The organism is Escherichia sp. TC-EC600-tetX4, from assembly GCF_019356055.1.
Lineage (GTDB): Bacteria > Pseudomonadota > Gammaproteobacteria > Enterobacterales > Enterobacteriaceae.
This window is the reverse complement of record NZ_CP079924.1, coordinates 1,388,676-1,401,167: the sequence shown is the minus strand read 5'-3', so window position 1 is coordinate 1,401,167 and position 12,492 is coordinate 1,388,676. Positions and strand designations below refer to the sequence as shown.

At 43.5% G+C, this 12,492-nt stretch carries 8 protein-coding genes; 4 read left to right on the top strand and 4 right to left on the bottom strand.

The window, feature by feature from the left end:
* The first annotated feature begins 127 nt into the window (after positions 1–127).
* Together dsdX and dsdA are read left to right on the top strand one after the other, a co-directional pair.
* On the top strand, positions 128–1,465 hold the full coding sequence (gene dsdX / locus KXD89_RS06710; protein ID WP_000556048.1) for a D-serine transporter DsdX: 1,338 nt from the start codon (positions 128–130) through the stop codon (positions 1,463–1,465).
* A 17-nt stretch (positions 1,466–1,482) separates the two neighbouring features.
* Positions 1,483–2,811: a D-serine ammonia-lyase gene (dsdA, locus tag KXD89_RS06705; protein WP_000426427.1), complete on the top strand. Its 1,329-nt coding sequence runs from the start codon at positions 1,483–1,485 to the stop codon at positions 2,809–2,811.
* Positions 2,812–2,918: 107 nt separating this feature from the next.
* Here dsdA and emrY read toward each other — a convergent pair whose 3' ends face one another.
* The gene (gene emrY, locus KXD89_RS06700) at positions 2,919–4,457 is read right to left on the bottom strand and encodes a multidrug efflux MFS transporter permease subunit EmrY (RefSeq protein WP_001018714.1); all 1,539 of its coding nucleotides are present in this window, start codon (positions 4,455–4,457) and stop codon (positions 2,919–2,921) included.
* Positions 4,457–5,620, bottom strand: coding sequence for a multidrug efflux MFS transporter periplasmic adaptor subunit EmrK (gene emrK / locus KXD89_RS06695; protein WP_000435167.1), 1,164 nt, complete (start codon positions 5,618–5,620; stop codon positions 4,457–4,459). The genes emrY and emrK overlap by 1 nt, the downstream gene beginning before the upstream one ends.
* Positions 5,621–6,035: 415 nt before the next feature.
* Here emrK and evgA point away from each other — a divergent pair, with 415 nt between their 5' ends.
* Entirely contained in the window at positions 6,036–6,650 is a 615-nt protein-coding gene (gene evgA, locus KXD89_RS06690; protein WP_000991370.1) for an acid-sensing system DNA-binding response regulator EvgA, read from the top strand.
* A gap of 4 nt (positions 6,651–6,654) precedes the next feature.
* Positions 6,655–10,248, top strand: coding sequence for an acid-sensing system histidine kinase EvgS (gene evgS, locus KXD89_RS06685; protein WP_001326970.1), 3,594 nt, complete (start codon positions 6,655–6,657; stop codon positions 10,246–10,248).
* A 55-nt stretch (positions 10,249–10,303) separates the two neighbouring features.
* Here evgS and yfdE read toward each other — a convergent pair whose 3' ends face one another.
* On the bottom strand, positions 10,304–11,449 hold the full coding sequence (gene yfdE / locus KXD89_RS06680) for a CoA:oxalate CoA-transferase (protein ID WP_001296867.1): 1,146 nt from the start codon (positions 11,447–11,449) through the stop codon (positions 10,304–10,306).
* A 73-nt stretch (positions 11,450–11,522) separates the two neighbouring features.
* Positions 11,523–12,467 (bottom strand): transporter YfdV, encoded by a 945-nt coding sequence (gene yfdV, locus KXD89_RS06675; RefSeq protein ID WP_000955028.1) that lies wholly within the window; start codon positions 12,465–12,467, stop codon positions 11,523–11,525.
* Positions 12,468–12,492: the final 25 nt, after the last annotated feature.

The window sequence follows — 12,492 nt, the reverse complement described above, 5'->3', positions numbered from 1 at the left end:
TCATTTTTAGATGTAAATCACTCCATTGATGCAATTTACCTCATGTGAAAGGCAAATTTTATCGTTTGTCAGCCTGCGTTGTTTTTTTGTCCAATATCATCAGGTTAATCACAGGGGAAGGTGAGATATGCACTCTCAAATCTGGGTTGTGAGCACGCTGCTTATCAGCATCGTGTTAATTGTACTGACCATCGTGAAGTTCAAATTCCACCCGTTTCTGGCGCTGTTGCTGGCCAGCTTCTTCGTGGGAACGATGATGGGCATGGGGCCACTGGATATGGTAAATGCTATTGAAAGTGGAATTGGCGGAACGCTGGGGTTCCTCGCAGCGGTTATCGGCCTTGGCACGATACTGGGAAAAATGATGGAAGTATCCGGGGCCGCAGAAAGAATTGGTCTGACACTTCAACGCTGCCGCTGGCTTTCAGTTGATGTCATTATGGTGCTGGTTGGCCTGATTTGTGGCATCACGCTGTTTGTTGAAGTGGGCGTCGTGCTATTGATTCCTCTGGCTTTTTCAATTGCCAAAAAAACCAATACCTCATTATTAAAGCTTGCCATTCCGCTATGTACCGCATTGATGGCAGTGCACTGCGTGGTTCCTCCACATCCGGCTGCTTTATATGTTGCCAATAAGCTGGGCGCAGATATCGGTTCGGTGATCGTCTACGGTTTGCTGGTTGGGCTGATGGCATCACTGATCGGTGGCCCACTTTTCCTTAAATTTCTGGGTCAACGACTGCCCTTTAAACCTGTACCCACAGAGTTTGCAGATCTCAAAGTTCGCGATGAAAAAACACTACCGTCATTAGGCGCAACGTTATTCACCATACTGCTACCCATTGCGCTGATGTTGGTTAAAACGATTGCCGAATTGAATATGGCGCGTGAGAGTGGTTTGTATATCTTGGTTGAGTTTATTGGCAACCCTATCACTGCCATGTTTATCGCCGTGTTTGTCGCCTATTATGTGTTGGGTATACGCCAGCATATGAGCATGGGGACGATGCTCACACATACGGAAAATGGCTTCGGTTCTATTGCTAATATTTTGCTGATTATCGGGGCCGGAGGCGCATTCAACGCCATTTTAAAAAGCAGCAGTCTCGCTGATACGCTGGCAGTTATTCTCTCCAATATGCATATGCACCCGATTCTTCTGGCCTGGTTAGTGGCTCTTATTCTGCATGCGGCAGTGGGCTCCGCTACCGTGGCAATGATGGGGGCAACGGCAATTGTTGCACCCATGCTGCCGCTGTATCCCGACATCAGCCCGGAAATTATTGCGATTGCTATCGGTTCAGGTGCAATTGGCTGCACTATCGTTACGGACTCGCTTTTCTGGCTAGTGAAGCAATATTGCGGCGCTACGCTCAATGAAACATTTAAATACTATACGACAGCGACATTTATCGCTTCAGTCGTCGCTCTGGCGGGCACATTCCTGCTGTCATTTATCATCTAAGCGCAAAGAGACGTACTATGGAAAACGCTAAAATGAACTCGCTCATCGCCCAGTATCCGTTGGTAAAGGATCTGGTTGCTCTTAAAGAAACCACCTGGTTTAATCCTGGCACGACCTCATTGGCTGAAGGTTTACCTTATGTTGGCCTGACCGAACAGGATGTTCAGGACGCCCATGCGCGCTTATCCCGTTTTGCACCCTATCTGGCAAAAGCATTTCCTGAAACTGCTGCCACTGGGGGGATTATTGAATCAGAACTGGTTGCCATTCCAGCTATGCAAAAACGGCTGGAAAAAGAATATCAGCAACCGATCAGCGGGCAACTGTTACTGAAAAAAGATAGCCATTTGCCCATTTCCGGCTCCATAAAAGCACGCGGCGGGATTTATGAAGTCCTGGCACACGCAGAAAAACTGGCTCTGGAAGCGGGGTTGCTGACGCTTGATGATGACTACAGCAAACTGCTTTCTCCGGAGTTTAAACAGTTCTTTAGCCAATACAGCATTGCTGTGGGCTCAACCGGAAATCTGGGGTTATCAATCGGCATTATGAGCGCCCGCATTGGCTTTAAGGTGACAGTTCATATGTCTGCTGATGCCCGGGCATGGAAAAAAGCGAAACTGCGCAGCCATGGCGTTACGGTCGTGGAATATGAGCAAGATTATGGTGTTGCCGTCGAGGAAGGACGTAAAGCAGCGCAGTCTGACCCGAACTGTTTCTTTATTGATGACGAAAATTCCCGCACGTTGTTCCTTGGGTATTCCGTCGCTGGCCAGCGTCTTAAAGCGCAATTTGCCCAGCAAGGCCGTATCGTCGATGCTGATAACCCTCTGTTTGTCTATCTGCCGTGTGGTGTTGGCGGTGGTCCTGGTGGCGTCGCATTCGGGCTTAAACTGGCGTTTGGCGATCATGTTCACTGCTTTTTTGCCGAACCAACGCACTCCCCTTGTATGTTGTTAGGCGTCCATACAGGATTACACGATCAGATTTCTGTTCAGGATATTGGTATCGACAACCTTACCGCAGCGGATGGCCTTGCAGTTGGTCGCGCATCAGGCTTTGTCGGGCGGGCAATGGAGCGTCTGCTGGATGGCTTCTATACCCTTAGCGATCAAACCATGTATGACATGCTTGGCTGGCTGGCGCAGGAAGAAGGTATTCGTCTTGAACCTTCGGCACTGGCGGGTATGGCCGGACCTCAGCGCGTGTGTGCATCAGTAAGTTACCAACAGATGCACGGTTTCAGCGCAGAACAACTGCGTAATACCACTCATCTGGTGTGGGCGACGGGAGGTGGAATGGTGCCGGAAGAAGAGATGAATCAATATCTGGCAAAAGGCCGTTAATAACGTTTCAACGCAGCATCGCAATCCTTTCCCTGGGTGAGCGATGCTGCCGATGGCGCAGACTTAAGATCCCCGGTCTTACCCGCTATAACCCCCTCCTTTTATCATCACCCAACGCCTTTCGCTGTAAACGGCGGTTTCGCAAACCAAACCAAAACCGTAAGTAAGATAAAAGCAATAGCCGCCATACGGAAAATCTCATTTGCAGAAATAGAAAGTGACTGCTGGGTTATTTCATTATTAATTTCATTAAGAACTCCTGAAAGCGAACCATAATATTTATCCATAATTTGTGACGATGAATTAAACACGGGGTTAAATTGATCGATGGTTGCTGTCAACTGACTATGGTGTAACGATTCGCGTCGTCCCCACAGCGTCATTGTCAACGACGTACCAACTGATCCTGACAAGGTACGAAAAAAATTACTCATACTCGAGGCATTGGCAAATTTATTATCTGGCAAGCCTGAAAACGAAATCGTTGTTAAGGGTAAAAAGAAACAGGCAACGGCGAATCCCTGAAAAAACTGCGGCAAAATGATGCCTGTAAAATCAATCGTTGGCATAAATGTCACAGAACGCCAGTAATAGCAAACCGCATACATCAAAAAACTAAATGTCACTAACAACCGCATGTCTATTTTGTTGCCATAACGTCCTATCAAAGGTGAAATTAATAGTGGCATGATGCCGATGGGCGCATAAGCAAGTCCGGCCCATATCGCATTATACCCCATCGTTTCCTGGAGTAACTGCGGCATAAGGACGATCGCTCCAGAGTAAAATAAATACGCGCATGTGATACTCACAATACCAATGGTGAAGTTACGGGACTTAAACAAACTGAGATCAAGAATCGGGTTCTCTGAGGTCGACTCCCAAATGACTAAAGAGATCAGAGAAATAACTGATACTACTGTTAATATTATTATTGTACTCGAGTTGAACCAATCCAGATCGCGCCCTTTATCAAGCATAATTTGCAAGCCACCAACACCGAGCACTAACAGGGTCAGTCCTGGTAGATTCATTTTGACCGGTGAAGTCTCAGTTTCTCTTCCTTTAAGTAAGGTTAAGCATAATGTCAGGACGATAATCCCCATAGGGACATTGATTAAAAATATCCAACCCCAGCTAAAGTTATCACAAATATAACCGCCCAATATCGGCCCACATATCGGAGCGATAATCACGGTCATTGACCATAATGCCAGAGCAAATGTTCTTTTTTCTGGCGGATAATTCCTTAATAATAAACTCTGTGACAGTGGAATTAACGGCCCCGCCATTAACCCCTGAACGACTCTAAAAAATATCAGCACATCAAGATTGGTCGATAGGCTACACATTAATGAAGACAGCGAAAAAAAAGTGACTGAAAGTAAAAATAATCTTAATTCGCCTATTCTTTGTGCCAACCTGCCAGTAACAGGGATCGCAATGGCATTTGCTACACCAAACGAGGTGATAACCCAGGTGCCTTCGTCTGTTGATGCTCCCAGAAAGCCAGATATTGTCGGTATTGCGACGTTAGAAATAGTGGAATCCAACATTTGCATAAATGTCGCTAATGACAATGCAATAGTGACGCACCATAACGTCCCACCGGTTAATGGTGCCGGAGTTGATTTAGTGATTGCCATTAAAGTTGTCCATTATGCGAAATAATGTTGCTAATTTCTTTTTCTATCGGACTGGTATCGATAACTAAAGCCTTACTGGTATAAGCCGGCATGGAGGTCACGGTTGAAGCCAGCTCAGGCATCTCGGCAATGTCTTCGTTCTTCGTATCAATAGTTGCTGTCATCGATAAACCAATACGCAAGGGGTGTTCCATGAGTTCTTTTGGATCAAGAGAAACTTCAACCGGTACACGCTGAACGATTTTGATCCAGTTCCCTGTCGCATTTTGTGCAGGTAATAAGGAGAACGCATTGCCGGTTCCCATATTGATCCCTGTCACCCGACCATGAAACACAACATTTTCACCATAAAGATCGCTGATAATATTGACCGATTGACCAATCCGTACATCCGTGAGTTGTGTTTCTTTAAAGTTGGCATTAACCCACATTTGACGTGCCGGTACGACAGCCATTAACGATTGTCCGGGGCTCACTGTTTCGCCGACCTGAACACTTCTCTGGGCAATATAGCCGGTAACCGGACTCTTAATATCCGTACGTTTAAGCGCCAACCAGGCTTCTTTAGTTGCATCCGCCGCTTCAACGACTTGTGGCTGACGGTTTAATGGTGTGTTCATTACTAAAGCTTTATTCGCTTTATAAGCCTGGATAGCGGCATTCAATGCCGCTTTGCTACTTATTAACGTATCTTTGGTATGCTCCAGCGTTTCTTTTGAAATAACCCCCTGCTTCGCTAACGGCACTCGACGGTTATAATCTTCTAAAGATTGTTGATACTGAATACGTGCTGAAGCGACTTCGGCACTGTATTGTTTATCCTGTAAGTATAGTTTATTCGTTTGCCGAACAATATTTGCCAGATTATTTTTAGCTTTATTGAGTGCGATAGTGGCATCAGTTTTATCCAGTGAAACTAAAATGTCACCTTGTCGAACGTAGTTCGTATCTTTATGATTAACGACAGTGACACTACCTGAGACTTGTGCAGAAATTGGATCTGCATTCCCCGTGACATAGGCGTCATCTGTACTAATCATGTCTTCTAATTCCATTGACCAATAGGCATAGGCACCTGAAAACGCAATAAATAAAACTACCGCCAATAAAGAAAAGTATTTTCTTCTGTTAGAATGTTTTTTATTTGAATTAATCTGTTCCACTATTATCTCTCATTTCTCATAGATGAAATTTATGAATTGAATGAAAAGAGCATTCATTCTTCATATCAAACACAGTGCATGTGTTGCACATTATCCCAGGAACGTTGGAGGCCTAATTTAAATGAGGTGCAAAAAAAACAACAGAGGACTAAACCGTGGCTTTTGCAATACAATTCTTACGCCTGTAGGATTAGTAAGAAGACTTATAGTGCCAACTTGAAACTATAAATCATCGGTACAATCCCTGATTTTATTGTTGACATTTCATTTATGCCGACTATTTATATGGTATACTTGTCGAATTATCTTAAAGGAAGCTCAGATTTTCTTATTTTTATTGAGAAAATGAGATGACGCCTTATGTCTGTATTACTACAGGGAGAAGGGAGATGCTTCATTGCAAAGGGAATAATCTATGAACGCAATAATTATTGATGACCATCCTCTTGCTATCGCAGCAATTCGTAATTTATTGATCAAAAACGATATTGAAATCTTAGCAGAGTTGACTGAAGGCGGAAGTGCCGTTCAGCGGGTGGAAACACTTAAGCCTGATATCGTCATCATTGATGTCGATATCCCCGGAGTTAACGGTATCCAGGTGTTAGAAACGCTGAGGAAGCGCCAATATAGCGGAATTATTATTATCGTCTCCGCTAAAAATGACCATTTTTACGGGAAACATTGTGCTGATGCTGGCGCTAATGGTTTCGTGAGTAAAAAAGAAGGCATGAACAATATCATTGCGGCTATTGAAGCTGCAAAAAATGGCTACTGCTATTTCCCCTTCTCTCTCAACCGGTTTGTTGGAAGTTTAACGTCCGACCAGCAAAAACTCGACTCCTTATCGAAACAAGAAATTAGTGTCATGCGGTATATTCTTGATGGCAAGGATAATAATGACATTGCTGAAAAAATGTTCATCAGCAACAAAACTGTCAGCACTTATAAAAGTCGCCTGATGGAAAAATTAGAATGTAAATCACTGATGGATCTTTACACATTCGCACAACGTAACAAAATCGGCTAACCACATGAAGTTTTTACCCTATATTTTTCTTCTCTGTTGTGGTCTTTGGTCGACCATAAGTTTCGCAGACGAAGATTACATCGAATATCGTGGCATCAGTAGTAACAACCGTGTCACACTTGATCCACTACGTCTGAGCAACAAGGAATTACGTTGGTTAGCGAGCAAAAAAAATCTTGTGATTGCAGTACATAAGTCCCAAACGGCTACGTTGTTGCATACCGATTCGCAGCAACGGGTTCGTGGTATTAATGCTGATTATTTAAATCTTTTAAAAAGAGCGTTAAATATCAAATTAACACTCCGGGAATACGCAGATCATCAAAAAGCAATGGACGCGCTTGCAGAAGGTGAAGTCGATATAGTGTTATCACATTTAGTTACTTCGCCGCCTCTTAATAATGACATTGCTGCAACCAAACCATTGATAATTACCTTTCCGGCGCTGGTAACCACCCTTCACGACTCAATGCGACCGCTTACCTCACCAAAACCAGTAAATATTGCTCGGGTAGCAAATTACCCCCCAGACGAGGTAATTCATCAATCATTTCCAAAAGCAACAATTATCTCTTTTACAAATTTATATCAGGCATTAGCATCCGTCTCAGCTGGGCACAATGATTACTTTATTGGTAGTAACATCATTACCAGCAGTATGATTTCCCGCTATTTCACTCACTCCTTAAATGTAGTGAAATATTATAACTCGCCGCGTCAATATAATTTTTTCTTGACCAGAAAAGAATCTGTCATTCTTAATGAAGTACTCAATAGATTTGTTGATGCTTTAACAAATGAAGTTCGCTATGAAGTATCACAAAATTGGCTTGATACAGGAAACCTGGCCTTTCTGAACAAACCATTAGAACTCACTGAACATGAAAAACAGTGGATTAAGCAGCATCCCAATTTAAAGGTGCTGGAAAATCCTTACTCGCCCCCCTATTCTATGACGGATGAAAATGGCTCGGTTCGGGGCGTTATGGGGGACATTCTTAATATTATTACCTTGCAAACAGGTTTAAATTTTTCTCCGATCACCGTTTCACACAATATCCATGCTGGAACACAGCTTAGCCCCGGAGGATGGGATATAATACCTGGCGCTATTTATAGTGAAGATCGAGAAAATAATGTTTTATTTGCTGAAGCCTTCATAACAACGCCTTACGTTTTTGTCATGCAAAAAGCGCCTGACAGTGAACAAACATTAAAAAAAGGAATGAAAGTTGCCATTCCATATTATTATGAGCTGCATTCGCAATTAAAAGAGATGTATCCGGAGGTTGAATGGATACAGGTCGATAATGCCAGCGCTGCATTTCACAAGGTTAAGGAAGGTGAACTTGATGCTCTGGTCGCGACACAGCTAAATTCGCGTTACATGATCGATCATTACTATCCTAATGAACTTTATCATTTTCTTATTCCTGGCGTTCCGAATGCATCGCTTTCGTTCGCTTTTCCTCGCGGAGAACCGGAACTTAAGGATATTATTAATAAAGCACTGAATGCAATTCCCCCAAGCGAAGTTCTGCGCCTGACGGAAAAATGGATTAAAATGCCCAATGTGACCATTGACACATGGGACCTATATAGCGAGCAATTTTATATTGTTACGACATTATCCGTTTTATTAGTTGGCAGTAGCCTTTTATGGGGATTCTACCTGTTACGCTCAGTTCGTCGTCGTAAAGTCATTCAGGGTGATTTAGAAAACCAAATATCATTCCGAAAAGCACTCTCGGATTCCTTACCGAATCCAACTTATGTTGTAAACTGGCAAGGTAATGTCATTAGTCATAATAGTGCTTTTGAACATTATTTCACTGCGGATTACTACAAAAATGCAATGTTACCATTAGAAAACAGTGACTCACCCTTTAAAGATGTTTTTTCTAATGCGCATGAAGTCACAGCAGAAACGAAAGAAAATCGAACAATATACACACAGGTATTTGAAATTGATAATGGCATCGAGAAAAGATGCATTAATCACTGGCATACATTATGCAATCTTCCTGCAAGTGACAATGCAGTATATATTTGTGGTTGGCAAGATATTACTGAAACGCGTGATCTAATTAATGCACTCGAGGTAGAAAAAAATAAAGCGATAAAGGCTACCGTAGCAAAAAGTCAGTTTCTGGCAACGATGAGTCACGAAATAAGAACACCAATAAGCTCTATTATGGGCTTCCTGGAACTTCTGTCGGGTTCTGGTCTTAGCAAGGAGCAACGGGTGGAGGCGATTTCACTTGCCTACGCCACCGGACAATCACTCCTCGGCTTAATTGGTGAAATCCTTGATGTCGACAAAATTGAATCGGGTAACTATCAACTTCAACCACAATGGGTCGATATCCCTACTTTAGTCCAGAACACTTGTCACTCTTTCGGTGCGATTGCTGCAAGCAAATCGATCGCATTAAGTTGCAGCAGTACGTTTCCTGAACATTACCTGGTTAAGATCGACCCTCAGGCGTTTAAGCAGGTCTTATCAAATTTACTGAGTAATGCTCTCAAATTTACCACCGAGGGGGCAGTAAAAATTACGACCTCCCTGGGTCACATTGATGACAACCACGCTGTTATCAAAATGACGATTATGGATTCTGGAAGTGGATTATCGCAGGAAGAACAACAACAACTGTTTAAACGCTACAGCCAAACAAGTGCAGGTCGTCAGCAAACAGGTTCTGGTTTAGGCTTAATGATCTGCAAAGAATTAATTAAAAATATGCAGGGCGATTTGTCATTAGAAAGTCATCCAGGCATAGGAACAACATTTACGATCACAATCCCGGTAGAAATTAGCCAGCAAGTGGCGACTGTCGAGGCAAAAGCAGAACAACCCATCACACTACCTGAAAAGTTGAGCATATTAATCGCGGATGATCATCCGACCAACAGGCTATTACTCAAACGCCAGCTAAATCTATTAGGATATGATGTTGATGAAGCCACTGATGGTGTGCAAGCGCTACACAAAGTCAGTATGCAACATTATGATCTGCTTATTACTGACGTTAATATGCCGAATATGGATGGTTTTGAGTTGACTCGCAAACTCCGTGAGCAAAATTCTTCCTTACCCATCTGGGGGCTTACAGCCAACGCACAGGCTAACGAACGTGAAAAAGGGTTAAGTTGCGGCATGAACTTATGTTTGTTCAAACCGTTGACCCTGGATGTACTGAAAACACATTTAAGTCAGTTACACCAAGTTGCGCATATTGCACCTCAGTATCGCCACCTTGATATCGAAGCCCTGAAAAATAATACGGCGAACGATCTACAACTGATGCAGGAGATTCTCATGACTTTCCAGCATGAAACGCATAAAGATCTACCCGCTGCGTTTCAAGCACTAGAAGCTGGCGATAACAGAACTTTCCATCAGTGTATTCATCGCATCCACGGTGCGGCTAACATCCTGAATTTGCAAAAGTTGATTAATATTAGCCATCAGTTAGAAATAACACCTGTTTCAGATGACAGTAAGCCTGAAATTCTTCAGTTGCTGAACTCTGTAAAAGAACACATTGCAGAGCTGGACCAGGAGATTGCTGTTTTCTGTCAGAAAAATGACTAAATAGCGGCTCCCACAATGTTCAAATGTGGGAGCTATTTACCAGCACATCTTACATTTATGATGAGAACTCCTGGCGAATTTGTTCCCCATGCTGGTCGAGCGTTGCCGCTCCCGGCATAACATGCGGGTCCGCGCAGCCGCTGATTTTTATCGGATTACCCGGCATCATTATTCCCCCGGCTTCAATCAACATATTTCTCGCCTGAGTTTGTGGCAATTTAATGGCCTCAGCCACACTTAATAACGGCGCGACGGGTACACCAACTTCATGTATTCTGGCTAACCAAACTTCAGCTGCCTGCGTTTTTAACGTCCGCTCAATATATTGTTTAAGAATAGCCTGGTTTTGTACGCGTAAAATATTGCTGCTAAATCGGGGATCATTAACCAGTTCCGTAAGCTCCAGTGCCTGGCATAACGCAGAAAAAAGCTTGTCATTACCACAACAAATCGTAATCGGCTTATCCTGAGTATTGAAAACATCAAAAGGTGCCATGTAGGGATGGCGATTTCCCAGACGTTGTGGTGACTTCCCAGTTGCGATATATGCCATCAGACCATGCTCCAGAAAACTCAGCGTGGCATCAAACATCGCTATATCGACATGCGCCCCTCTCTGGCTCTTTTCGCGGCCATAAAGTGCACTCACTATTCCGCTGAATAAATAGACACCGCCGCATAGATCCGCAAGAGATGTACCAACGCGCACTGGCGGAGCATCAGGATATCCTGTTTCCATCATTATCCCGCTCATTGCCTGAATGATGGTATCGTAGGCAGGAGCATCTTTTAGCGGACCGGTATGTCCGAAACCTGACGATGAAGCATATATGAGGCGCGGGTTGATTTCTTGAAGCGTTTCCCATGAAAACCCCAGTTTTTCCATTGTACCTGGGCGAAAATTCTCAGCTAATACATCAGCTTGTTTGAGCATATTTATAAATATACTTTTATCGTGATCATTCTTTAAATCAAGAACCACACTCTCTTTGCCATGATTAATAAAACTGTAATAGAGTGACTGTCCATCCACATAGGGACCAAATGTGCGGGTATCATCACCATGACCCGGCGGCTCAACTTTAATTACCCTTGCGCCCATATTACAAAGAAGTTGAGTTCCGAAAGGTCCATTAAGGACATGTGTCATATCGATAACTAATAAGCCTTCAAACGGCCCTTTGCTTTCATTATTTGTCATTTGCTTATGCCTTGAAAAAAGCCGAAGGTGAAAAGACACTTCGGCATTTATGTAAAATCAATAACATGATTAATTATGAAACCAGTCGACTGACATAAATCCACAAGGGAGCCGTGACGACAAAGCCCAGTACGCTCACAGCCAATGACGCTGTACCAGTACGGGTGTAGACATTAAACCGGCTGGCAATAATGATTCCGGAGAATGCCGGCGGTAATGCGCCTGCCAGTACCATCATCTGCAGATGTTCGCTGTTCAAATGACATGCCATACCAACGAGAAGCAGTGCCAGTGGCATCAGAATCAGCTTCAGGAAGGTGTTATAAGCAATTTCGGCACTGAACTCGAATTTATGTGCAGCCAGAGTCAACCCCGCAGCGAATACCGCTACCCCTGAGTTAGCCTTCGCAATCAGATTAAAGGTTGGGTCCCATGCTGCCGGAATTTTTACCCCAACCAACACCAGGATCGTTGCCAGAACAGGTGCCCATACTACTGGCTCCTTTGCCGCAGAAATTAATGCGCTCAGATTACTATTCTTCTTACCATCCGCTCCTGAAGAAGGATTCAGCAAATACAGACCAATAGGAATAGTAATTGCGTTAACAATAATAGAAATAATTGCTACCACTAAACCTGTTGATACGGAATCACCATAAATAGGATCGAGAACTGCAAACCCCAGGAATCCAATGGTAGGTGAACCTGCAATTAATGCACATACAGCTGCTTCTGCATGGGTACGTTTAAAAAATTTGTAGCAACCGAACCAGGAGAAAAAGAAACATCCGACAATAACCACAAGTGATACAAGGGTCAGACGAGTGTCCGCAAAAATCATTTCCCTGTTTGCCCGAGTAATAGATACAAATAGAGCCGCAGGAAGCGCGTAGTTTAATACCAGTTTATTAAATGCCCGAGCTTGATCTTCTGAAAATGTTTCTCGTCTGCCGCTAAAATAACCCAACAGCATGATTACGATAATAGGCAATAAATCGCCAATAAAAAATGTTAGCATAATAGTATTTCCGATAAGGGTCCCC